Annotated in this window: 26 protein-coding genes; 8 read left to right on the top strand and 18 right to left on the bottom strand. The window is 59.2% G+C overall.

The window, feature by feature from the left end:
• Window positions 1–189: 189 nt before the first annotated feature.
• Both trhO and BEN47_RS04825 read left to right on the top strand, forming a co-directional pair.
• Window positions 190–1140: an oxygen-dependent tRNA uridine(34) hydroxylase TrhO gene (gene trhO, locus BEN47_RS04830; RefSeq protein ID WP_070725655.1), complete on the top strand. Its 951-nt coding sequence runs from the start codon at window positions 190–192 to the stop codon at window positions 1138–1140.
• 73 nt (window positions 1141–1213) lie between these two features.
• A complete protein-coding gene (locus BEN47_RS04825) occupies window positions 1214–2083 on the top strand; it encodes a nucleoside phosphorylase (protein WP_070725653.1) in 870 nt (289 codons plus the stop codon).
• 36 nt (window positions 2084–2119) lie between these two features.
• Here the strand turns inward: BEN47_RS04825 and BEN47_RS04820 are convergent, their stop codons facing one another.
• The 3 genes from BEN47_RS04820 to BEN47_RS04810 all read right to left on the bottom strand — a co-directional run bounded on the left by BEN47_RS04820 (window position 2120) and on the right by BEN47_RS04810 (window position 3802).
• Window positions 2120–2338, bottom strand: a complete 219-nt coding sequence (locus BEN47_RS04820; protein WP_070725652.1) for a hypothetical protein — start codon at window positions 2336–2338, stop codon at window positions 2120–2122.
• 38 nt (window positions 2339–2376) lie between these two features.
• Window positions 2377–2682, bottom strand: coding sequence for a hypothetical protein (locus tag BEN47_RS04815; protein ID WP_070725651.1), 306 nt, complete (start codon window positions 2680–2682; stop codon window positions 2377–2379).
• A gap of 106 nt (window positions 2683–2788) precedes the next feature.
• Window positions 2789–3802: an acyl-CoA reductase gene (locus BEN47_RS04810; protein WP_070725650.1), complete on the bottom strand. Its 1014-nt coding sequence runs from the start codon at window positions 3800–3802 to the stop codon at window positions 2789–2791.
• A 195-nt stretch (window positions 3803–3997) separates the two neighbouring features.
• Here BEN47_RS04810 and BEN47_RS04805 point away from each other — a divergent pair, with 195 nt between their 5' ends.
• Window positions 3998–4348 carry a 4Fe-4S dicluster domain-containing protein gene (locus BEN47_RS04805; protein WP_070725649.1) on the top strand — a complete coding sequence of 117 codons (351 nt, stop codon included), beginning with the start codon at window positions 3998–4000 and terminating at the stop codon, window positions 4346–4348.
• Window positions 4349–4501: 153 nt separating this feature from the next.
• On the opposite strand, the gene BEN47_RS04800 is transcribed toward BEN47_RS04805, so the two are convergent.
• Together BEN47_RS04800 and BEN47_RS04795 are read right to left on the bottom strand one after the other, a co-directional pair.
• Window positions 4502–5710 (bottom strand): N-acetyl sugar amidotransferase, encoded by a 1209-nt coding sequence (locus tag BEN47_RS04800; RefSeq protein WP_262490378.1) that lies wholly within the window; start codon window positions 5708–5710, stop codon window positions 4502–4504.
• A 175-nt stretch (window positions 5711–5885) separates the two neighbouring features.
• Window positions 5886–6806, bottom strand: a complete 921-nt coding sequence (locus BEN47_RS04795; RefSeq protein WP_204378279.1) for a carbon-nitrogen hydrolase family protein — start codon at window positions 6804–6806, stop codon at window positions 5886–5888.
• A 378-nt stretch (window positions 6807–7184) separates the two neighbouring features.
• Here BEN47_RS04795 and BEN47_RS04790 point away from each other — a divergent pair, with 378 nt between their 5' ends.
• Window positions 7185–9872: a valine--tRNA ligase gene (locus BEN47_RS04790; RefSeq protein WP_070725645.1), complete on the top strand. Its 2688-nt coding sequence runs from the start codon at window positions 7185–7187 to the stop codon at window positions 9870–9872.
• Window positions 9873–9927: 55 nt separating this feature from the next.
• On the opposite strand, the gene BEN47_RS04785 is transcribed toward BEN47_RS04790, so the two are convergent.
• The 13 genes from BEN47_RS04785 to BEN47_RS04725 all read right to left on the bottom strand — a co-directional run bounded on the left by BEN47_RS04785 (window position 9928) and on the right by BEN47_RS04725 (window position 21297).
• The gene (locus tag BEN47_RS04785) at window positions 9928–10149 is read right to left on the bottom strand and encodes a hypothetical protein (protein ID WP_070725644.1); all 222 of its coding nucleotides are present in this window, start codon (window positions 10147–10149) and stop codon (window positions 9928–9930) included.
• Window positions 10150–10286: 137 nt separating this feature from the next.
• Window positions 10287–11654, bottom strand: coding sequence for a dihydrolipoamide acetyltransferase family protein (locus BEN47_RS04780; protein ID WP_070725641.1), 1368 nt, complete (start codon window positions 11652–11654; stop codon window positions 10287–10289).
• 103 nt (window positions 11655–11757) lie between these two features.
• Window positions 11758–12171 carry a hypothetical protein gene (locus BEN47_RS04775; protein ID WP_125921501.1) on the bottom strand — a complete coding sequence of 138 codons (414 nt, stop codon included), beginning with the start codon at window positions 12169–12171 and terminating at the stop codon, window positions 11758–11760.
• A gap of 158 nt (window positions 12172–12329) precedes the next feature.
• Window positions 12330–12686 (bottom strand): hypothetical protein, encoded by a 357-nt coding sequence (locus BEN47_RS04770; protein ID WP_125921500.1) that lies wholly within the window; start codon window positions 12684–12686, stop codon window positions 12330–12332.
• Between the two features lie 77 nt (window positions 12687–12763).
• Window positions 12764–14110 (bottom strand): acetyl-CoA carboxylase biotin carboxylase subunit, encoded by a 1347-nt coding sequence (gene accC, locus BEN47_RS04765; RefSeq protein ID WP_070725635.1) that lies wholly within the window; start codon window positions 14108–14110, stop codon window positions 12764–12766.
• A gap of 101 nt (window positions 14111–14211) precedes the next feature.
• A complete protein-coding gene (gene accB, locus BEN47_RS04760) occupies window positions 14212–14679 on the bottom strand; it encodes an acetyl-CoA carboxylase biotin carboxyl carrier protein (protein WP_070725873.1) in 468 nt (155 codons plus the stop codon).
• A gap of 122 nt (window positions 14680–14801) precedes the next feature.
• Window positions 14802–15365, bottom strand: a complete 564-nt coding sequence (gene efp / locus BEN47_RS04755; RefSeq protein WP_070725634.1) for an elongation factor P — start codon at window positions 15363–15365, stop codon at window positions 14802–14804.
• Between the two features lie 101 nt (window positions 15366–15466).
• The gene (locus BEN47_RS04750) at window positions 15467–16459 is read right to left on the bottom strand and encodes a beta-ketoacyl-ACP synthase III (RefSeq protein WP_070725632.1); all 993 of its coding nucleotides are present in this window, start codon (window positions 16457–16459) and stop codon (window positions 15467–15469) included.
• Window positions 16460–16610: 151 nt separating this feature from the next.
• A complete protein-coding gene (plsX, locus tag BEN47_RS04745; RefSeq protein ID WP_070725629.1) occupies window positions 16611–17552 on the bottom strand; it encodes a phosphate acyltransferase PlsX in 942 nt (313 codons plus the stop codon).
• A 114-nt stretch (window positions 17553–17666) separates the two neighbouring features.
• Window positions 17667–17897 (bottom strand): 50S ribosomal protein L32, encoded by a 231-nt coding sequence (rpmF, locus tag BEN47_RS04740; protein WP_070725628.1) that lies wholly within the window; start codon window positions 17895–17897, stop codon window positions 17667–17669.
• A 68-nt stretch (window positions 17898–17965) separates the two neighbouring features.
• Window positions 17966–18523 (bottom strand): YceD family protein, encoded by a 558-nt coding sequence (locus tag BEN47_RS04735; protein ID WP_239691498.1) that lies wholly within the window; start codon window positions 18521–18523, stop codon window positions 17966–17968.
• A gap of 167 nt (window positions 18524–18690) precedes the next feature.
• Window positions 18691–19722, bottom strand: coding sequence for a 4-hydroxythreonine-4-phosphate dehydrogenase PdxA (gene pdxA, locus BEN47_RS04730; protein WP_239691497.1), 1032 nt, complete (start codon window positions 19720–19722; stop codon window positions 18691–18693).
• A gap of 117 nt (window positions 19723–19839) precedes the next feature.
• Window positions 19840–21297 (bottom strand): leucyl aminopeptidase family protein, encoded by a 1458-nt coding sequence (locus BEN47_RS04725; RefSeq protein WP_070725623.1) that lies wholly within the window; start codon window positions 21295–21297, stop codon window positions 19840–19842.
• 201 nt (window positions 21298–21498) lie between these two features.
• Between BEN47_RS04725 and rsmA the strand changes: the two genes are divergently transcribed.
• From rsmA to BEN47_RS22600, 4 genes are all read left to right on the top strand, one after another.
• Window positions 21499–22332 (top strand): 16S rRNA (adenine(1518)-N(6)/adenine(1519)-N(6))-dimethyltransferase RsmA, encoded by an 834-nt coding sequence (gene rsmA, locus BEN47_RS04720; protein ID WP_070725620.1) that lies wholly within the window; start codon window positions 21499–21501, stop codon window positions 22330–22332.
• Window positions 22333–22350: 18 nt separating this feature from the next.
• Entirely contained in the window at window positions 22351–23373 is a 1023-nt protein-coding gene (locus tag BEN47_RS04715) for an NAD(P)-dependent oxidoreductase (protein ID WP_083322124.1), read from the top strand.
• Window positions 23374–23474: 101 nt separating this feature from the next.
• Entirely contained in the window at window positions 23475–23951 is a 477-nt protein-coding gene (gene greA, locus BEN47_RS04710; protein ID WP_070725618.1) for a transcription elongation factor GreA, read from the top strand.
• Between the two features lie 134 nt (window positions 23952–24085).
• The gene (locus BEN47_RS22600; protein WP_070725617.1) at window positions 24086–24919 is read left to right on the top strand and encodes a nuclease A inhibitor family protein; all 834 of its coding nucleotides are present in this window, start codon (window positions 24086–24088) and stop codon (window positions 24917–24919) included.
• Window positions 24920–24977 lie beyond the last annotated feature (58 nt).

Below are 24977 nucleotides of genomic sequence, written 5' to 3'. Positions count from 1 at the left end.
ACAAAGCCCGCGTAGGCGCCGGCTCGGTGGTCGTGTCCGACGTGGCCAACGGCCAGACGGTATTCGGCAACCCAGCGGTGAAAGTGTAAGAAATGTTGAATGTTGAGGGTTGAGTTTTTAGTTAGATAATGCTCCTTAATCAGGCGTTGGAAACATTCAAAACTCAACTCTCAAAACTCAAAATTCCCAATGTATCAGGTTCTTCTTTACTACTGCTACACGCCCCTCGACAACCCTGAGCAGTTCCGGGATGAGCACCACCGCTTTTGCCTGGAGCTGGACTTGCGCGGGCGCATCATTGTGGCTGATGAGGGCTTGAACGGTACTGTGTCGGGCACGGCTGCAAGCTGCGCCCGCTACATGGCAGCGGTTAAAGCCGACCCGCGGTTTGCCGCGTTGGAGTTTAAGGTTGACGAGGTGCCGACGCACACCTTCCAGAAGCTGCACGTGCGTGTGAAGCCGGAAATTGTGCACAGCAGCCTGCGCCACGTGCGGCCCCACGAAAAGACCGGCCAGCACCTCTCGCCCGATGAATTCAAAGCCTTGAAGGACCGCGACGACGTGGTGGTGGTGGACGTGCGCTCGGACTACGAGTACAACCTCGGCCGTTTCAAAAACGCGGTGACGCTGGACATGGAGAACTTCCGCGACTTCCCGGAGCGGGTGGAGCAGCTGAAGCAGTTCAAGGACAAGAAAATACTGACCTACTGCACCGGTGGCGTCAAGTGCGAAAAAGCCAGCGCTTTCCTGCTCGAGCAGGGCTTCGAAAACGTGTACCAGCTCCACGGAGGCATCATCAAGTACGGCATTGAGGCGGGTGGCGAGGATTTTGATGGCCAGTGCTACGTGTTCGACAACCGCGTGACTGTGGACGTGAACCGCGTCAATCCCACGGTGATTTCGCGCTGCCAGCACTGCCAGGAGCCCAGCAACCGCCTCGTAAACTGCGCCAATCCTCATTGCAACGCTCACCTGCCGCTCTGCCAAGCCTGCGGCGAGCAGCTGCAGGGCGCCTGCTCCGCGGCCTGCGCCGCCCACCCCGACAAGCGCACCTACGACGGTACCGGCGCCTATCCCAAACTAAGCAACCACTACAACCCCGCCCAGGGCCTGGCCTCTTATGGTAGCGGCAAATGTTGAGGGATGAATGGTAAATGAAAATCATCCTGATTAACTCAACATTCATCCCTCAAAACTCAAAACTATCTGCATCATGATTCCTTCCTCCGAGCTCATCCTGAATCCCGACGGCACCATTTACCACCTCAATCTGCTGCCAGACCATATTTCCGACACCATTCTCACCGTGGGCGACCCCGCCCGCGTGGCGCAGGTGAGCCGGCATTTTGATTCGGTGGAGTTCGAAACCACGCACCGCGAGTTCGTGACGCACGTGGGCTACTACCGCGGCAAGCGCATCACCGTGCTGAGCACCGGCATGGGCACCGACAACATCGACATCGTGATGAACGAATTAGATGCCCTGGTCAACATCGATTTTATGTCGCGCACGGTGCGCCCCGTGGAAGAACGCATCAACCTGCGCATTGTCCGGCTGGGTACCAGCGGCAGCCTGCAGGCCGATGTGCCCATTGGGGCCATGCTGGCCACCGAGCACGCCGTGGGCCTCGACAGCCTCATGCAGTTTTACCCCCTGATGGAAACCGGCTTGGAGACAGAAATTGCCACCGAGCTACAGCAGGCGCTCGGGCTGCCGTACGCCCCCTACGTGGTGCGCGGCTCCGACCTGCTGCGCGAGCAAGTGGGCGCGGGCATGCTGATGGGCAACACCCTCACGTGCCCCGGTTTCTACGGCCCGCAGGGCCGCGTGCTGCGCCTCGACCTGCGCCAGCCCGACTACATCACCCGTCTGCAAAACTTCCGCCACGAGAGCGCCGAGGGTCAGTTCCGCCTCAGCAACTTTGAGATGGAAACGGCCGGCTACTACTCGCTGGGCCGCATGCTGGGCCACGAAGTGCTTTCCCTGAACGCCATTGTAGCGAACCGGGCTACGGGCGAATTTGCCGAAAACGCCGGAGCCGTGGTCGATGCTATGATTGAGCGCGCCCTGCAGCGCCTGTAGTCACAGGTTGCCACCCCGCCGCCGTGGTTGCAAAGGCTAAATGATGCCGCCGCCAATGAACAGGCGGAAGCAGGCAATCAGGATGGCAACGCCGTTGAGCGTCATCCCGGTCTTACGCTTGCCGAAAGCACCGATGATGAGGCCAATTATGGCAAAAACCAGGATAAACCAGTTGGCCCAGCCCAGAAACGGAAACAAAGCCAGTATTGCCAGCAGGAGGGCCACAATGCCCCAAAGCGTTGAAATAATATTCATTCAGGTAATCGAATTTAAACGGGCGGGGTAGCTACTCCCTAATAAAAATCGAAGCCCAGCACGGCCCGCATGGGGAGCGAGCCGCCTGATTTCAGGGTGAGGTGGTCCGCATCGGCGGCCCAAACGGTGGTCGCCACGCGTTTGGTTCCGCCGTCGGCGGTCTGGAAATAAATGTCCAGCTTGCCGTGGTAGGCGTTGCCGAGCGTGGCGGCCCGGTCGGCGTCGGCCCGGCGGCGCTGCTGCGCGGCTTCATCGGGCAGCACATCGTCGCGGCCGAAGAGCATTGCGGCAATATCTTCTTTTTCAACAATTTCGACGGTCGGCGAGGAGGGCAAAAAAGACATAGCGGAGGAGTTAAGCGAAAAGGCGGGCCTACCAGGAATGAGAACATTCCGGGCCTGTCCTATGAACGAAAATTAAGCGCGGCAGGCCGTGATTTTCCGCAAAATACTAGGGTAGTTCCGCCAGGAACTCCATAGTATCCACGCGGTCGGCGTACTCCTGCACCCCGGGCGATTGTGCCTGGCCGAACGGCAGGCTGCCGGCAAACCGGGCCCCAGCCGATACCACGCACTGCGTCTGGGCCGCGATGTCAGTGAGCTGGTCCACCAGGTCGATTTCGCTCGTGTACTCGGCGTAGTGCACCACCGAGATGGGCGACACCAGTGCCGGGCTGGCCCGCAAGAGCAGAAAGCCGCTGTCGAAGTGGGGCACGCGGTTTACCAGCAAAATGCTCTTGTTATAGTCGTAGTTGTTGTTGTATTTGTGGTGGTGGAGCACGCCTTCGTGGGGTTGCAGCGCATCCAGCAAGGGCACAAAGCTGTAGCCGGTGGGCACGAAGAGCTTGCTCACGTTGCGGCACCCCAGGCCGTAGTACTGGAAAATGTCGGACCCCAGGCGGGCCAGTTGCTCGTTGGTTTCCTGGCCCGTGAGCACGGCCACGCTGGTGCGGTTGCGCCGAATGAGGTGCGGCTTTTTGCCAAAGTAAAATTCGAAGTAGCGGGCCGTGTTGTCCGAGCCGGTGGCAATAAAAGCATCGGCCGCATTCAGCCGCGGCAGAACTTGGATGAAATCGGCGAAGCGGGGTTCCAGGCGGGTAAGTTCTTCAATGAGCCAGGTCATGAGCACCGTGTCGTCGGCGCTGAGCTTGGCCAGCAGCACGTGGCCGCTGAGCAGTACGCACAGCAGGTCGTGAAAGCCCACCATGGGAATGTTGCCGGCCATCACCACGCCAATCTGGTGCACGGTGGTGGGCTGGGGGGGGTAGCGTGCGGCCCACTGGCGCAGGGGCTCCTCGGCGAGCAGGTGGGCCAGGCCCCCCACAGCAGCCGTCACGCTGGATTCGTCGAACCAAGCATTTTGGTTGCGGGCGCGGGCGGCCAGCGTTGCGATTTCGTCGGGCAAAAGGCTGGCGAGGCGGTGGCCCAGGGCCACAAAAGCAGCCAAACGTTCGGAATGATTCATAGAGAAGAAAAGCAGGCCGGAAGACTGTAGTCCGGAAAAAGCAGGCACTTGCCCGGCAAAATTGGGCAAAACCATGCAAACCCCGCCGCTGTTGGCTAATTTTGTACCACCAAAGAACGGCGCTAGCCGGGCGTTCTGCGTAAAGCCGGCTAGTTCTCCTTTGGTTTCCCCTCACTCCCTGACCCCCGACGCCCCATGGCCATCATGATAACCGACGAGTGCATCAACTGTGGTGCCTGCGAGCCGGAATGCCCCAACAACGCTATTTACGAAGGCGGTGCGCAGTGGCGCTGGGCCGATGGCACCACCTTGAAAGAGGTGGTTGCTCCCGACGGCAGCACAGTGAACGGTACCACCGCGCAAACGCCAGTGTCGGACGAGTACTACTACATCGTGTCTGACAAGTGCACCGAGTGCGTGGGCTTCCACGAAGAACCCCAATGCGCCGCCGTGTGCCCCGTCGACTGCTGCGTAGACGACCCCGACTACCGCGAAACCCGCGAGCGGCTGCTCGAAAAGAAAGATTGGCTGCACATCGCCGCCTAAAAAATCAACGGCCAAAAAGAAGCCCTGTTGCAATTGCAGCAGGGCTTCTTTGCTTCTATACAGTCGCTCAACGGGCTAAGCAGGGCCTGCTTGTTGGTGCCAAGTGGGTGTTGCTTTATCATAGTTAGCAGCAAACAACCGGCAGGTTGCAACTCAAGTGCCGCAATTGAAATATTTGTCGTAGGCTGATTCCGGAATCAGGTTCAGGCGGCTCATCACCTTGATGGGCCACCGGCACAGCCGTAGCAGCCGGTAGCTGTTGGGGTAGTCGTGAAAGGTTTTGGGGGGCGTGGCCACAATGGCCTCAAACTCCGCCCGGGTCAGGCCGAGGCGCTTGATGCATAGCGCAATCACCGCCTCGTCTTCAATGGAATTGATTTGCAAAACGCGGTCCAGGGCCACTTCCCGGCTCATTTGCCCTGAGCGCACCAAGGCTGAGTAGTTGAACAGGCGCCGGTCGATGCCGAACTTGACGCGGTTGAGGTAGTAAATCAGGCTTTGGTAGAGGTCATCGAAATAGTGGGCGCCGGGATTTTTCCAGTCCAGCTCGCGGACCAGCAATTCGTCCACTTCGCTCCGCACGTAGTCGAGGTGATACAAGAGGGTAACGGTTTTGATGCGCCGAATGAAAGCGTAGTACACCATCTCCTTGATGCCCAGATTGAATCCGGGGTCGTTAGGTTGCCAGGGGCGCAGTGGTACGGTGCCAAACTGCTTGTGTACAGCGCGCAAGTATCTGCCGTCCAGAAAGTTCCAGCTGAGTGGTGCAATGCCCTCGGTGCGGAACGACTGCCCGATAACGAGGTGTTGCACGCCTTCCTTGGCCGCTACGCCGTAGAGCGCGGTGGCAATGCCGAGGTCGGTACCTTCTTCCATATCGGGCACCGAAGCCTTTAAGAAAGCAATTTTCAGGTCCTTCGACTCGCGCCAGTCTGAGGTGATGGTGCGCAGTTCCACGCCCAGGCGCTGGCACATACGCAGCATGTTTTCGCCGGCAACGGGGTTGCCAAAGCCGTCGTTGAAATGCACGGCCAGCGGGCGCAGTTTCAGTTGGGTTACGCAGTACCACAAGGTATAGGTGCTGTCGCGGCCGCCGCTCACGCCCAGCACGCAGTCGTAGCGCCGGCCCCGGCCGGCCTTGCGCATGTCACCGGCCAGGCGCTGCACGGTGCGCCGGCCGGCATTCCCCAGCGGGAAGGATGCTTCGAGCCGGTCGTGCAGGTCGCAGAAATTGCAGCTGCCCTCGGCATCGAAGACGATGCCCGGAGCGGTGGTGTCCATAATGCACCGCGTGCAACGCCTAAACCCCAGGGGCTGAGGCGTTGGGACAGGCTGTTCCGCCGTGAGTAGTTGTGTCTGCAAGTGAAAAGTTGAATAAAATAACAGCTAAACAGCTTTGTGCAACAGGAAACGGATGGGCGGTTGCGCGTCAGTTGTTGTGGCCCAATGGATTGCTGCATGCCAGCAATAGAAGTGGGCAATGGACGACTTATACGCGAAACGCGTGGCAGCAGATAGAGGAGCGAGGTATTGATAACTAAAGTGAAGGCAGCTTATCGAACAGATAGCCTTTCGCCTGGAGCATTTCGCCAATGGCCGTGCCGCGCTCGGGGCGGTGGGGGCGGGCCAAGTCGGCAACGATAAGCTGGCCCGCAAACTCATTAAAAGCACCCTGGGCCTGCACGCCATTGGCGTCGACGGCCAGCGAGCAGCCGATGCTCTTTTTGCCTTCGTAAGGGCCGCCCACGATGTAGCCGACGGAAGTGGTGCCCACCACCACCACGTTGTAGAGTTTGGCTAGAATGGAAAACGGCTTAATCCACTTTTCTTCGTAGGGGTCGTGCTCTTCGGTTACGGAATAGTCTACCGTCCACGACGAAGGCGCGAGGATAAACTCCGCGCCCATCCTGGCCAGCGTATGGCCAATGGAGAGACCATCAAGGTAGTTGTCGGCGCAGATATTTACGCCGATTTTGCCCAGGGGCGTATCCACCACATTCAGCGTCTGGCCCACGGCATAGTAGGGGAGCTCCACCGTCAGCAGGTTTATCTTGTGGTACTTAACGATGATGTGGCCCTGCGGGTCGATGAGAATGGCGGCGTTGTAGTTGTGGCCATCAGCCCCGCGCTCGGTGAGGCCCGCGCACACGTACAGGCGGTGCTGGCGCGCTGCCTGGCAGAGCTGGTCGCTGAAAACACCCGGAATCGGTTGGGCCTCCATCAGGGCGCTGGGGTGCGTCCAGGCAAAGTCAAGGGTTTCGGGCAGGAGCACGAGGTCGCACCGTTGGGCGGCGGCTTGTTCTATTTGCTCCACGGCGCGCGCCAGGTTTCGCACGGGCTCGCCGCCTTCCACCAGCAGCTGGCCCAGCCCGATGCGCATGGTGCCCAACTGAGCCGGCGCATCGGCGACACTTGGAACAGGCGCAGCAGATTTAAAAAAAGAAAAAAGCGAAGCCATCCAGGTTTGCAGCGAAATAAGCAGTTTGGGTATCAAATTACAATCTTTGGATTAAACCCAAAGCACCAATTCGTGTCGCTCAGCTAAAACAAAGGTAAATGCCACATATTCAGGTGATGTTAAACACAGATTAAATACTCTTGCTTGCCACGTTCGCGCAAGCTCACAACTGATTTCCCTCAATCAGCGCGGGCGAACAGGTTTTCTGGGCTTGGGCTGCATCGCAAGGCTGCCAATGGCTTTGGTGACTCTGAAGTCCATCCTTTTGGCGCTGCCACTGCTCGTCGGCTGGCGCATAGCCGCGTAAGTTCTCGCGCAGACTTCGGAGGCCACTTTTCTAATGCCTATTTTTGGGGCTTCTGATTCTAGCATCATTTTATGTCCCTCGCCACTACGTATTCGCCCACCGACGTTGAAGCCAAATGGTACCAGCGCTGGCAGGAGCAGGGCTTTTTCAAGGCCACCCCCAATCCCAAGAAAGTCCCCTACACTGTCGTCATTCCCCCGCCCAACGTGACCGGCGTGTTGCACATGGGGCACATGCTGAACAATACCATCCAGGACGTGCTGGTGCGCCGCGCCCGCATGCAGGGCAAGGAAGCCTGCTGGGTGCCCGGCACCGACCACGCCAGCATTGCCACCGAAGCCAAGGTAGTGGCCCAGCTCAAAGAGCAGGGCATCGCCAAAAGTGACCTCACCCGCGAGCAGTTTCTGTCTCATGCCTTTGAGTGGAAGGAGAAGTACGGCGGCATCATCCTGGAGCAGCTCAAAAAGCTGGGCGCCTCCTGCGACTGGGACCGCACCCGCTTCACCATGGAGCCCGACCTGACCGACGCCGTCCTACGCGTGTTCGTGGATTTGTACAACAAAAGCCTGATATACCGCGGCGTGCGCATGGTGAACTGGGACCCCGAAGGCCGCACCGCCATCTCCGACGAAGAGGTGATTGCCAAGGACGTGCAGGCGAAGATGTACTACCTGCGGTATGAGGTGGTAGCGGCAAGCAGCAAGCTTCAAGCTACAAGCTCTACTCAACAACAAAGCTTGCAGCCTGAATCTGAGAGCTTGTGGCTCACCGTAGCTACCTCCCGGCCCGAAACCATCATGGCCGACGTGGCCGTGGCCGTGAACCCCCACGACCCGCGCTACGCTCACTTGGCCGGCGCTACCGTGCGTATTCCGCTGCTAGGCCGCGAAATCCCGGTTATTTTTGATGAGTACGTATCGATGGATTTCGGCACGGGTGCGCTGAAAGTGACGCCCGCGCACGACCTTAACGACTACGAGCTGGGCGTGAAGCACAACCTGCCCGTTATCGACATTCTGGCCGACAACGGTACGCTCAACGAAAAGGCTGTGCTCTACGTGGGCCAGGAACGGTTTGCGGCCCGCAAGCAAATCGCCAAAGATTTGCAGGAAGCCGGCCTGCTCGAAAAAATCGAGGAGTACCCCAGCATTGTGCAGACGTCGGAACGCACCAAGGCCGTGATTGAGCCCAAGCTCAGCCTGCAGTGGTTTATGAAGATGGAGCACTTGGCCAAGCCCGCGCTGGACGTGGTGGAAAACGACACCGTGCGCCTGCACCCGCCCAAGTTCAAGAACATGTACCGGGCCTGGATGGAGAACGTGCGCGACTGGTGCATCTCGCGCCAGCTCTGGTGGGGCCAGCAAATTCCGGCCTATTACCTGCCCGATGGCACCTTCGTAGTAGCCCTCACCGCCGAAGCTGCCCTGGCCCAGGCCCGCACCCAGAGCGGCAACGCCGACCTGCAGCCCAGCGACCTGCGCCAGGATGAGGACGTGCTTGATACCTGGTTTTCGTCGTGGCTGTGGCCCATTTCGGTATTCGACGGCTTCAAGGACCCCGATAATGCCGACATCAACTATTTCTACCCTACCAACGACTTGGTGACGGGACCGGACATCCTCTTTTTCTGGGTGGCCCGCATGATTATGGCCGGCATCGAATTCCGTCAGGAGGTGCCGTTCAAAAACGTGTACCTCACCGGCATCGTGCGCGACGCGCAGGGCCGCAAGATGAGCAAGCAGCTCGGCAACTCGCCCGACCCGCTGGACCTTATCGCCCAGTACGGCGCCGACGGCGTGCGCACCGGCATGCTGTTTTCGGCCCCCGCCGGCAACGACCTGCTCTTCGACATGAAGCTGGTGGAACAGGGCCGTAATTTCTCCAATAAGCTCTGGAACGCCTTCCGGCTCGTGAAAGGGTGGGAGGTCGATGCCACGCTGCCTTTCGTGAATGAAAAGGCCGTATTCTGGTTTGAGGCCCGGCTGCAGGCCGCCATCATCGAGCTCGAAGACCACTTCGAGAAGTTCAGGATGAGCGACGCGCTGATGACGGTGTACAAGCTGGTCTGGGACGATTTCTGCGCCCTGTACCTGGAAATGGTGAAGCCCACCTACCAGCACCCCATCGACGCCGAAACCCTGCGCCACACCACGGCCTACCTCGAAACCCTGCTCAAGCTGCTGCACCCGTTCATGCCCTTCATCACCGAGGAGCTGTGGCACGAGCTGGCTGAGCGCGGCCCCCGCGAGTACGTGTGCGTGGCCCTGTGGCCCAAGGCCAGCGCCCCCGCCGCGCCCCCCCGCATCCTGGCCGATATGGAAAAAGCTCTATCCATCGTGGCCGGCATTCGGGCCGTGCGCAACCAGAAAAACATCGGCCCCAACAAGCCGCTGGCGCTGGTCGCCAAGACCGACGACGCGGCGCTGCTCACCGAGTTCGACGGCATTATCCGCAAGCTGGGCAGCATTTCGGAAGTGAGCTTCGCCGATGCCGGCCCCGCCGCCTCAGTAAGCTTCGTGCTGGGCGGGAGTGAGTTCTTCATTCCCCTCGAAGGCCACATCGACCTAGCTGCCGAGCGCACGCGCCTCGGAAAGGAGCTGGAATACGCCCAGGGCTTTCGCGAATCGGTGCAGCGCAAGCTGGGCAACGAGAAATTCGCCCAAAATGCCAAGCCCGACGTGCTGGAGCGCGAGCGCCAGAAGCTAGCCGATGCCGAAGTGAAAATCGTGGCCCTGGAAAAAGCCTTAGCAGCGCTCTAGGAAATATTTAGATGCAAAAAAGCCACTTCCCGTCATAGGAAGTGGCTTTTTGATTTTAGCTGCAGTCGTAAGCGAGGGCTTTATTTCGCGGCTCGCTAGCTGCTTTCTTCTGCAGCAGAGCCAATTGGTTTTGCAATTGAAAGGTGACCTTTTCACAATCCGAAAAACGCTGCTCGGACGTTTGCAATGCCTTTTGGGTGGCCGAAAGCTGCTGATACAAATAACCAATCAGCCCGAGGGCGAGTACCAGCGCACCAATAACAAAAACGTTTTTCATGGTTTTATTAAAAGAGAAAAGAACGTCATGCTGAGCTTGCCGAAGCATCTCTACCGCAATACTAAAACTGATTAGTTGCGCGGTAGAGATGCTTCGGCAAGCTCAGCATGACGTTCTGATAAATGGCTTATCCGAAATTAAATAGCCGTATTCGGGTCGAATTGTTCAAGGTAATCGGCCACTTTGCGCACAAACATGCCGCCCAGCGAGCCGTCTACCACGCGGTGGTCGTAGCTGTGGCTCAGGAACATGAACTGACGCACGCCAATCAGGTCGCCCTGCGGCGTCTCAATCACGGCGGGCTTCTTCTTGATGGCGCCCACGGCCATGATGGCCACCTGCGGCTGCATGATGATGGGCGTGCCCATCACGTTGCCAAAGGAGCCCACGTTGCTCAGCGTGTAGGTCCCGCCTTCAAGGTCGGCGGGGGTGAGCTTGTTGGCGCGGGCCCGGTTGGCCAGGTCGTTCATCTTCTTGCTCAGCCCGTTGAGGTTGAGCTGGTCGGCGTTGTGTATGACCGGCACAATCAGGTTGCCGCTGGGCAGGGCCACGGCCACGCCAATGTTGATGTCGCGCTTCTTGATGATGTAGTCCCCGTCAATCGACACGTTAATCAGCGGGTAGTCCTGAATGGCGCGGGCCACGGCCTGGATGAAGAGGGGCGTGAAGGTGAGGTTCTCGCCTTCGCGCTTTTTGTAGGCGTCCTTGTGCTTATTGCGCCAGTTCACGAGGTTGGTCACGTCGGCTTCCACAAAGCTGGTGACGTGGGGGGAAATGCGCTTGGAATCTACCATGCGCTGCGCAATCATCTTGCGCATGCGGTCCATCTCAATCAGCTCCTGGCCGCCGCTCACGCTGGGCACAGGCTTCACGCTGGCCGCTTGTGGGGCCGCCGCCTGGGGTTTTGGCGCGGGCGCTGCCGCAGGTGCTGCTGCCACTGCTGGCACGGCTGCCGCAGGGGCGGCGCTGTCCGTGAACGGCTGCTTGCCGCCAGCCACGTAGTCCAGAATGTCTTTCTTGGTCACGCGGCCTTCTTTGCCGGTGCCGGGCAGGTACTCCAGGTCCGTCATGCTCACGCCTTCTTCGCGGGCAATGCTGAGCACTAGCGGGGATAGAAAGCGACCGGGCTGGTGCTCGGCACCTCCTACCGTAGCAGCGGCTTCAGCCGGCACGTAGGGCACGGCGCTGCCGTTGCTGGAAGCGGCAGGAGCCGCCTGCGGGGCCGCGGGGGCGGCGTTTGGCGCGGGGGCACCAGCAGCAGCCGCATCGGTTTCCATGATGGCAATGGGCGCGCCCACAGCCACTACCTGGCCTTCCTGCACCAGAATTTCCGTCAGCACGCCCGCGTAGATGGCGGGAACTTCGGTATCAACTTTGTCAGTGGCTACTTCCAGCACTGATTCGTCCTGCTCAATGGTGTCGCCAACTTGCTTGAGCCATTTCAGGACGGTGCCTTCCATGATGCTTTCGCCCATTTTGGGCATCGTCATTTCCACTCGTGCCATATAGGAGGGGTATTTTGGGAGTTAAGGTGGGATGGGAATTTGGTGGCACAAAGGTAGCCAGAAAGCTGAACGCCCCCGGCGCAAAGCGGCGGGGGCGTTTCAATCAATATTTCGCGTTCAGAACGTCCTTCGCGGTGCGGTGGAAGTGCCTGCGTTTCAGCTTGCGACGAATGGCCGGTGGAATGGACCCACCAGCCTGGTAGTGCCGAATAATGGCAGCCTCATTCTCGACGTTGAACGCACTGGCTTTCAACATGCCCGCAACCATAAAAGCAGTATTGACCAACGCATCCGAACGCCTTTCCTGAGCTGTACGCTGGCGCTCGGGTTGCTGGCCATACAGTTGCTGGCCGTACAGCGCCTGGTCGGTGCTGGCATCTTCATTTTGCTGCATGCTTTCGCCGCTGCCGCGCTTTTGATGAAACAGCTTGCGCACGGCAAAAACGGTGTCGCGGCCTTGGCTGAACGCTGGCAGTGTGCCGCTCAACAGCAAGCAAAATAAAAGTAAAGTCTTCATGAGGCAGCCGATGGGTAGCGTGGGTATTGTAGTGAGTCCCAGAGCCTAATTTTAGCTGGGAAGTTGCACGTAGCAGGCCTTTTTATAGCTAAAAAAATGCCCCCTAAAGCTCCCATCATAGCCAGAATAGTACCTCAAGGGCGTGAAGCCGCCCCGCGCTATTCCACGGTGATAACCGGCAATCCTTCCTCCGTCAAATCGCCGCCCGTGGTCGCGGCCTCCTGCCGAAACTTCGAAAAGCAGATGGTGCGGTTCGACGCAAAGCGGTTGGTAGGGTCGTTGATGATGACAACGTGCTCAAACGTACCAAACTCCTTGCCTTCGTACATCAGGCTTTGCTTGACGCCCAAATCGGGCTTGTTAACCACGTTTACGTAAATGGAGCGGCCCACCGCTTTCGGCCCCGGCTTGGCGTAAAGCACCGTGGTTTCGATGCTGCCGTCGCAGCTGTCGGCGCAACTGCCCAGCAGCATGGAGATGCTAAGGATAAGGGTGAATCGAATTGATTTTCTCATTGCCAGGATGAAAAAGTGTAAACAACTGCGCCTAACCATAAGTGGCTAGGCGCAGCTGTCAAATCAATAATTAAATCTTAAATCGTCGAGAAGTCAAACGACTGCTCCAGGAATGCCGTCGTAAAATTACCCTCGTTGAACTGGGCGTTATCCATTAGGGCGAGGTGGAAGGGGATGGTCGTTTTCACGCCTTCTACCACAAACTCGCTCAGGGCGCGCTTCATTTTCACAATGCACTCCTCCCGGGTCTGGGCCACGGTGATGAGTTTGGCAATCATCGAGTCGTAGTTTGGCGGGATGGTATAGCCCGCGTACACGTGCGTATCCACGCGCACGCCGTGGCCGCCGGGAATGTGCAGGGTAGTGATTTTGCCGGGCGCCGGGCGGAAGTTGTTGCGCGGGTCCTCGGCGTTGATGCGGCACTCCATGGCATGCATCTTCGGAAAGTAGTTTTTGCCCGAAATCGGAATGCCCGCCGCCACCTTGATTTGCTCCTTGATGAGGTCGTAGTTGATGATTTCCTCCGTCACCGGATGCTCCACCTGAATGCGGGTGTTCATCTCCATGAAGTAGAAGTCCCGGTTGGCATCCACCAGAAACTCAATGGTGCCCACGCCTTCGTAGCCAATGGCCGAAGCGCCCGCAATGGCCGCCTTGCCCATTTTCTCCCGTAGCGCGTCCGTCATGAAAGGGGAGGGTGCCTCTTCCACCAGCTTCTGGTGGCGCCGCTGAATGCTGCAGTCGCGCTCCGAGAGGTGGCACACGTGGCCGAACTGGTCGCCCACAATCTGCACCTCAATGTGCCGGGGCTCCACCACAAACTTCTCCAGGTACATGCCGTCGTTGCCGAAGGCCGCCTTCGACTCCGTCCGGGCATCGTCCCAGGCCTTCTGAAACTCGTCGTCGGAGTGGATGATGCGCATGCCGCGCCCGCCGCCGCCGGCCGTAGCCTTAATAATAACGGGGTATTTGATTTTATTGGCAATTTTCTTGCCCTGCTCCACCGATTCCAGCAGGCCTACCGAACCGGGGATGCACGGCACGCCGGCCTTAATCATCGTGGCTTTGGCCGTGGCCTTGTCGCCCATCTGGTTTATCATCTCGGGCGAGGCCCCGATAAACTTGATGCCGTTTTCGGCGCAGATGCGCGAGAATTCCGCGTTTTCCGACAGGAAGCCGTAGCCGGGGTGAATGGCGTCGGCGTTGGTGATTTCAGCGGCCGAAATCAGGTTCGGCATGCTCAGGTAAGACTGGGCCGAAGCGGGCGGGCCAATGCAGACGGCTTCATCGGCAAATTTCACGTGCAGGCTTTCCTTGTCGGCAGTCGAGTACACGGCCACCGTTTTGATGCCCATTTCCTTGCAGGTGCGGATGATGCGCAGGGCAATTTCGCCCCGGTTGGCGATGAGTATTTTCTTGAACACGGTATGTTGAGTTATGAGTTAAAAATTATGAGTTATGAAATATGAAAATGAGCCACTAAAGAACTCATCATTCATACTTCATAACTCATAATTCAAACGAGCTATTCAATCAAAAACAACGGCTGGTCGTACTCCACGGGAGTCGCGTTTTCCACCATTGCCTTCACAATGCGGCCGCTTTCTTCGGCTTCAATCTCATTAAACAGCTTCATTGCTTCGATGATGCAGATAACCTGGCCTTTCTCCACCATGTCGCCCACCTGCACGAAGGCCGGCGAATCGGGACCGCTGCTGCGGTAGAACGTGCCAATCATCGGGGCTTTGAGGGGACGGTGGCTGGCACTCGCTTCGGCAGCAGGGGCCGCGGCTGCGGGAGCAGCCACTGGCGCGGGAGCCGCGGCGGCGGCCGGAGCAGGCGCGTGTGCAACCGGCGCCGCCGCGCTCATCACATGCTTGGTAGTGGGGTCGCGCTGCACCGAAATCTTAAACTCTTCGGTTTCAATATTGACCTTGTTGAGGCCCGACTTGGCGATAAAATCGAGCAACTCCTGTAATTCTTTGGCTTTCATGGCAGCGTCCTTTTTGGGCGAATTTGACATTTGATTAGCTGCTAGCTTTTAGCTGCTAGCTGTCAGCTTTTTTTGGAACATCAGCTAATAGATAAAGCTATCGGCTAACAGCTTATTGAAGGCTACTTCACGCGCTCAACGTAGCTGTAGTCGCTGGTCTTGATGCGAATTTTGGTATCCGTATCAATGAACAGCGGCACCTGAATGCGGGCGCCGGTTTCCACCGTGGCCGGCTTCAGCGTGTTGGTGGCAGTATCACCACGCAGGCCGGGCTCGGTGTAAGTCACCATCAGGTCAACGGTGGTGGGCAGCTCAGCCGTCAGCGGCATCTCGGTTTCGGCGTGCATAAGGATGGTTACCTCCTGGCCTTCCTTCATCAGGTCGGCAAAAGGCAGCATGGCTTCGGGAATTACCACCTGCTCGAAGGTCGCGTTGTCCATGAAGTTGTAGCCGTAGTCATCCTTGTACAGGAACTGGTGCGGCCGCTGCTCCACGCGGGCCGTTTCCACCTTCACGCCAGCGTTAAACGTGTTGTCGATGGTGCGGCCGGTTTTGATGTTGCGCATCTTGGTGCGCACAAACGCGGGGCCTTTGCCGGGCTTTACGTGCTGAAACTCGGTAATGACGTGCAGCTCGTTGTTGTAGTTCAGAACGAGGCCGTTGCGGAAGTCGGCGGTACTTGCCATTTGGTTGAATTATGAATTATGAATTAAAAATTATGAATTGTAAAACTGAATTATGAACCGCCAGAACAGCAATTCATAATTCATGATTTAGAACTCATAATTTAAGAATCGTAGGCCCATTTCAGGTAAATAGAACCCCACGTGAAGCCGCCTCCGAAAGCGGCCAGCACCAAGTTGTCGCCGCGGTGCAGCTGGCTTTCGTAGTCGGCCAGGCACAGCGGAATGGTGGCGTTGGTGGTGTTGCCGTAGCGGTCAATGTTGAGCATCACCTTCTCGGGGCCCACGCCCATGCGGTTGGCGGTGGCGTCGATAATGCGCTTATTGGCTTGGTGCGGCACCAGCCACGCCACGTCGTCGTTGCTGAGGTGGTTGCGTTCCATGACCTGGGCGGCCACGTCGGCCATGCTCTTCACGGCAAACTTGAACACCGTGGCGCCTTCCTGGAAAATGTAGTGCTCCTTGTTGTCCACGGTGGCGTGCGACGGCGGGCGGCGGCTGCCCCCGGCTTTCTGGTGCAGGTAGGCCTCGCCGCTGCCATCGGTGCGCAGCACGTGGTCGAGCATGCCGTAGCCTTCGGTGTTGGGCTCCAGCAGCACGGCCGCTGCGCCATCGCCGAAGAGGATGCAATTGGCGCGGTCGGTATAGTCCACAATGGACGACATCTTGTCGGCGCCCACCACAATCACCTTCTTGTAGGTACCGGCCTCAATAAATTGGGCCGCCGTTACCAGCGAAAACAGGAAGCTGGAGCACGCCGCGTTCAAATCGTAGCTGAATGCCTTGGTGATGCCCACGCCGTTGGAAATGATGTTGGCCGTGGCCGGAAACAGCACGTCGGGCGTGGTAGTGGCACAAATAACCAGTTCGATGTCCTCCGGGTTGGTTCCGGTCTTGTCCAAAAGCTGTTGCACCGCTTTGATGCCCATGACGGAAGCGCCCTGGTTTTCTCCCTTCAAAATGCGCCGCTCCTTGATGCCGGTCCGGGACAAAATCCACTCATCTGTGGTTTCTACCAGTTTTTCAAGCTCGGCATTGGTAAGCACATAGTCGGGCACGTAGGCACCCACGCCGGTGATGGCAGCAGTAATCTTCATATGGGCAAAAGTAGGCGGGGCAAGCGAGAAATGGGCAAAGCAGAATAAAAAAGCGCAACCAACGCGCCCGTTATGCCCAAAGGAGAGAAAAGGAGAATGAGGAAAAAAAATCCGGCCGAAGCCGGACGTTTTTCTCAGCTCAAGTCAGGAGTTACGACTTAAAAGTAGCTTTTATTTGGTCGACAATCCCGGATTCGGCCATGCTGCAGCCCTGCACCAGCATGTTGCAAATGGCCAGCGGCGTGCTCCGGCCGTGGCCGATAATGGCGTTGTCGTTGATGCCCAGAATAGGGGAGCCGCCCACGGCCTCGTAGTTGAACTTGTCAAAAAACGGGTCGTGGATGTTTTTCTCGTCCAGTATCTCGTAAATAGACTCCGCCATTTTCAACAGGATGTTGCCCGTAAAGCCGTCAACTACCACCACGTCGGCCTTTTCGTTGAACATGTCCCGGCCTTCAAGATTGCCCACAAAGTGAATGCGCGGGTTGTCCTTCAGCAGCTGGTGCGCGGCTTGGGTGTTGGGGGTGCCCTTGGCTTCTTCTTCGCCCAGGTTTACCAGGCCCACCTTTGGCCGGTCAATACCCAGCACGTACTGGGCATAGAGCGAGCCCAACTCACCGAACTGCTCCAGCATCTCGGGCTTGCATTCGGCGTTGGCGCCCACGTCGAGTAGGATGCCCATTTTATCTTTTTTCTTGGGAACGAAGTTGGCAATGGCGGGGCGGATGACGCCGGGCACGGCCTTCACCGTAAACATAGCGCCTACGAGCATAGCCCCGGTATTGCCAGCCGAGCAAAAGGCCTCTACTTCGCCCGCCAGAAGCAATTTATAACCAATGGCGATGCTGGAATCCTGCTTTTGCTGGAAGGCTTTGGCGGGATGCTCAGCCATGTCGATGACCTGGGAGGCGGGCACAAATTCGAGGGCGGCTCCTGCGGGGCCGGCGGCTTCGAGAAGGGGCCGCACGGCATCTTCCTGGCCAATGAGGACGATGGTGGCCCGGCCGGCGAGGAGTTCGGCGGCCATCACGGCACCCGCCACGGCGGCTTGGGGGGCGAAGTCGCCGCCCATTGCGTCGAGGGCTATTTTCATGTAAAAGGTGTTTGGGGAGGTCAGGAGAAGGGTGGTAACCAAAAGTCCGGCCTCGCTGGCTTACAAAAGCGCGAAGCCGGACCGTAAGGTACCGCGAATTAACAACCTGACGCGCTATTCGTCGTCGCCGGTAGCGTCGGCGGCGGGCGCAGAGCTCACCTTCGAGTAGTTTTTGATGGCCAGCTGGCCGTTGTGGTACAGGTCGCCATCTACTACGTAGGCCTTGTGGCGCAGGTGCAGCTCGCCCGTGTTGGGGCACAAGGTCACAGCCTTAGGAGTCAGCTTGTAGTGGGTGCGACGCTTGTCGCGAACGGCGGAAGAGGTGCGGCGCTTAGGATGAGCCATGGTATTGTTACGTTATGAGTGTTGAGTTATAAATGTTGAGTGGGGGAGCGACTCGGGGCGCTGACGGATTAGTTGAGGTTGCGCAGCGCGGCCCAACGCGGGTCGGCCGGCTCGTCGTCATCGGGCGCATCATCGGCAGGACGGGTGCTGAAGATGAGCTTGGTGGGAGCATCGGGGTTGTCGTCGGCTTCGTTCTGGAAGCGCGGGTGCAGCTTCTTCATGGGCAGCGCCAGACCAATGTAGTCGTAGAGGTGCTGCGCCAGGGGCAGGGACTGAGTTTCGGGCGTGATTTGCAGCACGTTGTCGTCCAGCTCCTTGCTTTCATCGCCGAAGCGTACTAGTAGCTGCTCCTCAATGTCCATTGGCTGGTCGAACTCGTCCAGGCTGCGGTCGCAGGTCAGGCGCACGGTGCCGCTGATGTGGAAGTTTAGGGTCATTACTCGCTCAGTTTTAATGAGCTCCACATCGGCGTGCAGGTCGCCTTGCTCCACCAGGGGCTGGTCGAATAAGGCAAAAAAGTCGGGACCCAACTCGTACTCAAAATGGTGCGTTTTCAGCGCCAGCTGGGCTAGGTTGATGTCGTATTGGCTTTCTTTTTTCACGGTGGGCTGGATAGCAGGGGGCAAAAGTAGTGAAAATTCGGCTTTTTGCCAAAAGAATGGCCCAACTTTCTCGGCGGCTTCAGCCAGAAACGGCGGGTTGTCGCACTGAGCGTCAGCCATTCTCCGGCAAATAGTGCGGACCTCTATACGTTGCGCACCCGGCACTGGTGCCCGCAACTACCCGGCGGCTCCTACCGTGCCGAGCGCGGCTGGGCATCTTCCCACCGCTGCTTCCACACCTCGCAGGCCAGGTAAACCGCTGCCCGAAAGGAAGATTCGTTGGCCTTAAACTGCCCCGCCAGGCCGTAGGCCGTTCCGTGGTCGGGAGAAGTGCGCACCACCGGCAGGCCGGCCGTAAAGTTAACGCCCTGCTCAAACGCCATCAGCTTGAAGGGAATCAGGCCTTGGTCGTGGTAGAGCGCCAGGGTGGCGTCGAACTGCCGGAATTGCTGGGTGCCGAAGTAGCCATCGGCCGGGAAAGGGCCCATTACCAAGTGGCCGTCGTGCGCAAACTGTTGGATTACGGGCGACACGATGTCTCCTTCCTCCTTGCCCAGCAGGCCGTTCTCGCCCGCGTGGGGGTTGAGGCCCAGTACCGCGATGCGCGGCTTCAGAATGCCGAAATCCTGCTTCAAGGATTTCAGAAGCAGCGTGATTTTTGTGCGCAGCAGCTCGGCGGTGAGGCGGGCGGGCACGTCTTTAAGTGGCATGTGGCCGGTGACGGTGGCAATGCGCAGGCCGCTTTCGTCCACTAGAAACATGAGGCTTTCGGGCGCTCCAAAGTAGCTGGTAAGGAATTCGGTGTGGCCGGGGAAGCGGAAATCATCGGCCTGGGTATTGTCCTTACTAATAGGCGCGGTGACGAGGGCGTCGAGCTTGCCGGCTTTGAGGTCGCGGCTGGCGGCCAGCAGGCTTTCGCGCGCGGCCTGGCCCGTGGCGGCCGAAGGCTGCCCGGGAGCCAGCACAAAGTCCTCGTCCCAGCACGTCACCGCATTGAGGCGGCCGGGCGCAATGTCCGCCGCGTCGCGCAGCTGGCGGAACATGAGGGGCTCGGCATCGGGCGTCACGGGGAAATCATCAAACAGCGCCGTGGCCGTGCCGTAAATAACCGGGGTGCAGATTTTCAGGAGCCGCTCGTCGAGCAGCGTCTTGTAAATGACTTCGGGGCCGATACCGGCGAGGTCGCCCACGGAAAAACCGAGGCGGGGAAGGTTTTGGGGCATTTTTTCTGTCATCCTGAGCGCAGCGAAGGACCTTATCACGTCCGCATCGCAGGGGTTAGTAAATCTGACAAAAGCAGCCGTGATAAGTTGCTTCCTTCGCCAGCATGACAACCATCTTTAGCTCAGTTGCTTGGTCAGGAACTCATACAGCAGGCGCACGCCCATGCCGGTGCCGCCTTTGCCGCGGTAGTTCTCGGGAGCGGTAAGGAAGGCGGGGCCGGCAATATCCAGGTGAATCCAGGGGTAGCCTTCGGCGAAGCGCTCCAGGAACTTGGCGGCGGAAATCTGGCCGGCTTCGCCTTTGCCCAGGTTGCTGAGGTCGGCAATGTCGGATTTGATGTGGTCGGCGTACTCGTCCCAGAGCGGGAATTCCACGAGGCGCTCGTGCACGCGGTAGCCCGCAGCAGAAAGCTCCGCCAGCGTGGCCGGGGCAGCCGTGCCCATTACGGCGGTGGCTTCGGTGCCGAGGGCCCGCACGGCAGCGCCGGTGAGGGTGGCCAAGTCGATGACCAGTTCAGGATTGTATTTTTTGGCGAAGCTCAGGGCATCGGCGAGGAGCAGGCGACCTTCGGCGTCGGTATTTTTCACTTCCACGGTGAGGCCGCTGTGCATGGTGATGACGTCGCCGGGCGCGTAGGCGAGGCCGCCGGGGCGGTTGTCGGTGGCCGGCACCAGACCGATGACGTGCAGCGGCACGTTGTTTTTGGCCAGGGCGTAGAGCGTGCCAGCCACGGCGGCACCGCCGGCCATGTCGCACTTCATCATGTCCATGCTATTGGGCGTGGGCTTGAGGCTGAGGCCGCCGGTGTCGAACACCACGCCTTTGCCCACCAGCACGTAAGGCTTGGCGTTTTGGGCGCCTTCGGGCTTCCATTCCAGGATGCTGAAAGTGGGCGGCTCGGGCGAGCCCAGGTTTACGGCCAGCAGGCCGCCCATGCGCAAGGCTTCTATTTTGGGCAGGTCGAGGATGTCGGTGGTGAAGCCGGCTTCGTCGCCCGCCGCGGCAATGCTCTCGGCCAGTTGCAGGGCGTTGAGCTTGTTGAGCGGGGCGTTGACCAAGTTGCGGGCTAGGAATACGCCTTGCAGCAGGCCGTCGAGCTCAGTGAGCGCCGCGGGCGTGGCCGCGTCCCCGACGATAGAAATTTTAGTGAGGGAGGCGGGCTTCCGCGACTTCTCATCGGTTTTGTAGCCTTCAAACTGGTAGGCCGTCAGGGCCAGGCCCTCGGCGAGGAGCAGGGCCGCGTCCTGGGTTTCGCTTAGGTTGTGAATGAAGACTTCGGCCGTCTTTTCCTTTTTCAATTGGCCGTGCAGGGCGTGGCCGCTGCGGCGCAGGGCCTCGGCTACCTGCTCGGGCGTGGGCTTTTTGGCCAGCACCACGAAGTAGTGCTGGTGGCTGAAATGGTTGAGGTGAACGAGCTTCTGGTCATCGGCGAGCGCGGCGGATACGTACGTCTGGGCTTCGGCCGAGAGGTCGCCGGCAGCGCCGGTGGGCAGGGCAGTGGTGCCATTCGCCAAAATGAAAACCTGGGTAGACTGGGCCGGCGCGGCGGCTACGTGGGCAAGGGCTAGGGACATGAGCAAAAATGAAGGCCGTAGATTTGAGTCCGCAAGGTACTGTTTAGGCAGCAAGCTTTTTTCGACGGAATTTTAAACCGTCAGGCTGAGCTTGCCGAAGCAGCGCTGCCGCTTCGTTGTGGTGGCATGAATTACTTGCGTGGTAGCGCTGCTTCGGCAAGCTCAGCCTGACGTACTGTTATTTCCTAACGCCTCCCTATCGTGAACACCGTTCGCCCCAAAAAACACCTCGGCCAGCATTTTCTGGCCGACCCCAACATTGCCCGCAACATCGTGGGCGCGTTGCAATTGCCGGACGGCGTGCAGCAGGTGCTCGAAATCGGCCCCGGCATGGGCGTGCTCACCCAGTACCTGCTGCAAAACCCGGCCTACCAAACCAGCGTGGTGGAGATTGACACCGAGTCGGTGGCCTACCTGAAGGTGCATTACCCGGCGCTGGCCGACCGCATCTACGCCACCGACTTCCTGAAGCAAAGCCTGAGCACGATGTTTCCGGAGCAGCCGCTGGCAATCATCGGCAACTTTCCCTACAACATCAGCAGCCAGATTTTCTTCGCCGTGCTCAACAACCGCCAGCAGGTGCGCGAGGTGGTGGGCATGATTCAAAAGGAAGTGGCCCAGCGCCTGGCTGAGCCGCCCGGCTCCAAAACCTACGGCATCCTGAGCGTGCTGCTCCAGGCCTATTATAAGATTGACTACCTCTTCACGGTGCCGCCGCACGTTTTTGTGCCGCCGCCCAAGGTGGAGTCGGCCGTGGTGCGCCTCACCCGCAACGAGACGGAGCGGCTGGACTGCGACGAAAAACTGTTTTTTCGGGTGGTGAAGCAGGCGTTTCAAACGCGCCGCAAGACGCTGCGCAACGCGCTCAAGCCCTTCGGCCTGCCACCCGAAGCCACTACGGATGCCATTTTTGACAAGCGGGCCGAGCAGTTGGGCGTGGCCGAATTTGTGGGTCTGACCCAGCGCATTGGGCAGCACAATGCTGGCGCTAGCGCCGCCCTGCCCGATTTGGACCTCAACGACCTTGCGGAGTAAGGCCCGATAACAGTTGCTATGAAGCCAGTGGAAATTCCTGACAAGCTTAGTCACTCATCTGCCGCCGAACCCCACCGAAGCGTGTGCCTGGTAATAGACGAAATGCACCCTTCGCTGCCGGAAATGCTTCGGGCCATTGGGGTTGAAATCCACTACCAGCCCACGCTAATCGCCGCCGAAGTGCCCGCTGCCCTGGCCGCATTTCCTTACGATGGCCTGATGGTGCGCAGCAAGTTGCGCGTGACGGCCGGCCTGTTGGCCCACGGCCCGCACCTGCGCTACGTGGCCCGGGCCGGTGCGGGGGTTGATAACATCGACGAAGCGGCGATGGCGGCGGCCAGTGTCACGCTGCTCAATGCGCCGGAGGGCAACCGCGACGCCGTAGGCGAACACGCCCTGGGCATGCTGCTGGCGCTGTTCCGCAACATTGCGCGGGCCGACCACGAGGTGCGCCGGGGTCAGTGGCACCGCGAGGCCAACCGGGGCGAAGAAATCGGGGGCAAAACCATTGGGCTGCTGGGCTACGGGCACATGGGACGGGCGTTTGCGCGCCGGCTCAGCGGCTTCGGCTGCACCGTGCTGGCCCACGACACGGACCCGAAATGCGCGGCCGACGACCATGCCACGCTGGTGAGCCTGGCGGAGCTACAGACTCGGGCCGAGGTGCTGAGCGTGCACATTCCGTACTCCGTGGCCAACCATCATTACGTGAATGCGGGCCTGCTCCAAGGGTTTTGGGCGCCGCTGTGGGTGCTTAATACCGCCCGTGGGGAGGTGCTGGACCACGCCGCATTGGTAAGTGGCCTGCAGGCCGGCACGGTGCGCGGCGCGGCGCTCGACGTGCTCGACAACGAACGGCTGGGTGCGCTCACCCCGGAGCAGCAGCAGCGGTTCGACTTTCTGGCCCAGGCGCCCAACGTCGTGCTCACGCCCCACGTGGGCGGCTGGACCCACCAGAGCTACGCCCGCATCAACGAGGTGCTGGCCCAAAAGATTGAGGCTTTCCTGCGCGCCGGGAAACCGGAGTTGGCGGGGAGCTAGCCGGTTTTGCGTATCTTTGCAAGGAACCTAAAGAGGGAGAACGGTTGGCAGTGCCAGCCGTTCTCCTTGCTTTTTAGCCAAACCGTCAGCATCTACATCTTATGGCCAGCACCATCAATTACTACACTCCCGAGGGCCTGCAAAAACTGAAGGATGACCTCCAGGACCTCAAAGTACGGGGCCGGGCCAAGGCCGCTGAAGACCTGCGCGAAGCCCGCGACAAAGGCGACCTGAGCGAGAACGCCGAATACGACGCCGCCAAGGACGCCCAGGGCCTGCTCGAACTCAAAATCTCCAAGCTCGAAGAAGTGGTGGGCAACGCCCGCGTCCTCGATGAAACCAACATGGACTTCAGCAAGGTGCTCATCATGAGCAAGGTGAAGCTGAAGAACCTGAAAAATAACACGGTGCTCGACTATACGCTGGTGGCCGAAGAAGAGGCCGACTTGGCTGCCGGTAAAATTTCGGTGAAGTCGCCTATCGGCAAGGGCCTGCTGGGCAAGTCGGCCGGCGACATGGCCGAAATCACCGTGCCAGCCGGTAAGCTGCAGTTTGAAATCCTGGAAATCAGCCGGTAGTGTTGTGCGGTAAGCTGTAGCTTGCCGTTATATACTTACCCCAGAAGAAAGGCGCGCCACATGGTGCGCCTTTTTTTCTCTTTCTTTGCCCAGCCGGCACGTAGCACGGCAAGCTAAAGCTTACCTCACGACCCATGCCTTCCATCTTCTCCCGCATCGTTTCCGGCGAGCTGCCGGCCTACAAAGTAGCCGAAGACGGCCGCCACCTGGCTTTCCTCGACATCACGCCGCTGGTGGAAGGGCACGTATTGGTGATTCCCAAGAAGGAAACCGACTATATTTTTGACCTGCCCACCGACGAGCTAGCGGCGTTGCACGCGTTTTCGCAGCGCGTGGCCAAAGCCGTGAAGGTGGCCGTGCCGTGCAAGCGCGTGGGCCTGGCCATAATTGGGCTAGAAGTACCGCACGCGCACATTCACCTCGTTCCGATGACCAAAGTGTCGGACATGAATTTTGCCAACCCCAAAATCAAAGTGGCCGAAGCCCGAATGCAAGAGCTGGCCGCCGCCATTGCCGCCAAAGTAGAGGGCGGCAGTGGCCTGAGCGAAGCTAAAGCAGGAGCAGACGGCGCGACAAGCGCCGCCGTGCCGCCGCCGCTGGAAGCCGCAGTGAAAGGGCTGCACTTTATGAGCGAATCGGAGGCGCCACTGGAAGCCGTGGCATACGCCGCACCGGGTGGCGACCTCAGCAACGCCGCGCTGCTGAAGCTGCTGGACGAGCCCACCGATGCCAAGGTAGAGACGCTGGAGCTAACCCAGTTCCTGCGCAACCACACCGCCGACGATGGCGTGCTGGGCGACGTGGAATTGGCAAACCGCTTCAAGGCCCTGCAAATGTTTATGAAGCAGGACATGGACGGCGTGCAGGTATACCGCGTGGGCAGCGAGCCGAAAATCCACGCCTACGCCCTGGGCCGAATGATGGATGGCACATTGGCCGGCTTCAAAACCGTGCTCACGGAAACCTAGACCCGCTGACTGGGCCGGTTTCAACCCGGCCCAGTCAGTGAGCTTGGTGAGCATAGAG

This window comes from Hymenobacter lapidarius (assembly GCF_001816145.1).
GTDB classification, from domain to species: domain Bacteria; phylum Bacteroidota; class Bacteroidia; order Cytophagales; family Hymenobacteraceae; genus Hymenobacter; species Hymenobacter lapidarius.
This window is presented reverse-complemented; position numbering and strand designations above follow the sequence as displayed.

Excerpts from the sequence above, each read along its gene's own strand:
- rpmF (WP_070725628.1), bottom strand. The coding sequence starts at position 17,897 with ATGGCTCATCCTAAGCGCCGCACCTCTTCCGCCGTTCGCGACAAGCGT.
- BEN47_RS04795 (WP_204378279.1), bottom strand. The coding sequence starts at position 6,806 with ATGGCTTCGCTTTTTTCTTTTTTTAAATCTGCTGCGCCTGTTCCAAGT.
- accB (WP_070725873.1), bottom strand. The coding sequence starts at position 14,679 with ATGAAAGCCAAAGAATTACAGGAGTTGCTCGATTTTATCGCCAAGTCG.
- BEN47_RS04810 (WP_070725650.1), bottom strand. The coding sequence starts at position 3,802 with ATGAATCATTCCGAACGTTTGGCTGCTTTTGTGGCCCTGGGCCACCGC.
- BEN47_RS04750 (WP_070725632.1), bottom strand. The coding sequence starts at position 16,459 with ATGAAGATTACTGCTGCCATCACCGGCGTGGGTGCCTACGTGCCCGAC.
- BEN47_RS04825 (WP_070725653.1), top strand. The coding sequence starts at position 1,214 with ATGATTCCTTCCTCCGAGCTCATCCTGAATCCCGACGGCACCATTTAC.
- BEN47_RS04805 (WP_070725649.1), top strand. The coding sequence starts at position 3,998 with ATGGCCATCATGATAACCGACGAGTGCATCAACTGTGGTGCCTGCGAG.
- pdxA (WP_239691497.1), bottom strand. The coding sequence starts at position 19,722 with ATGCCCCAAAACCTTCCCCGCCTCGGTTTTTCCGTGGGCGACCTCGCC.
- greA (WP_070725618.1), top strand. The coding sequence starts at position 23,475 with ATGGCCAGCACCATCAATTACTACACTCCCGAGGGCCTGCAAAAACTG.
- BEN47_RS04770 (WP_125921500.1), bottom strand. The coding sequence starts at position 12,686 with ATGAGAAAATCAATTCGATTCACCCTTATCCTTAGCATCTCCATGCTG.
- BEN47_RS04820 (WP_070725652.1), bottom strand. The coding sequence starts at position 2,338 with ATGAATATTATTTCAACGCTTTGGGGCATTGTGGCCCTCCTGCTGGCA.
- BEN47_RS22600 (WP_070725617.1), top strand. The coding sequence starts at position 24,086 with ATGCCTTCCATCTTCTCCCGCATCGTTTCCGGCGAGCTGCCGGCCTAC.
- BEN47_RS04790 (WP_070725645.1), top strand. The coding sequence starts at position 7,185 with ATGTCCCTCGCCACTACGTATTCGCCCACCGACGTTGAAGCCAAATGG.
- BEN47_RS04725 (WP_070725623.1), bottom strand. The coding sequence starts at position 21,297 with ATGTCCCTAGCCCTTGCCCACGTAGCCGCCGCGCCGGCCCAGTCTACC.
- plsX (WP_070725629.1), bottom strand. The coding sequence starts at position 17,552 with ATGAAAATAGCCCTCGACGCAATGGGCGGCGACTTCGCCCCCCAAGCC.
- BEN47_RS04815 (WP_070725651.1), bottom strand. The coding sequence starts at position 2,682 with ATGTCTTTTTTGCCCTCCTCGCCGACCGTCGAAATTGTTGAAAAAGAA.
- trhO (WP_070725655.1), top strand. The coding sequence starts at position 190 with ATGTATCAGGTTCTTCTTTACTACTGCTACACGCCCCTCGACAACCCT.
- BEN47_RS04785 (WP_070725644.1), bottom strand. The coding sequence starts at position 10,149 with ATGAAAAACGTTTTTGTTATTGGTGCGCTGGTACTCGCCCTCGGGCTG.
- BEN47_RS04775 (WP_125921501.1), bottom strand. The coding sequence starts at position 12,171 with ATGAAGACTTTACTTTTATTTTGCTTGCTGTTGAGCGGCACACTGCCA.
- efp (WP_070725634.1), bottom strand. The coding sequence starts at position 15,365 with ATGGCAAGTACCGCCGACTTCCGCAACGGCCTCGTTCTGAACTACAAC.
- BEN47_RS04715 (WP_083322124.1), top strand. The coding sequence starts at position 22,351 with ATGAAGCCAGTGGAAATTCCTGACAAGCTTAGTCACTCATCTGCCGCC.
- BEN47_RS04780 (WP_070725641.1), bottom strand. The coding sequence starts at position 11,654 with ATGGCACGAGTGGAAATGACGATGCCCAAAATGGGCGAAAGCATCATG.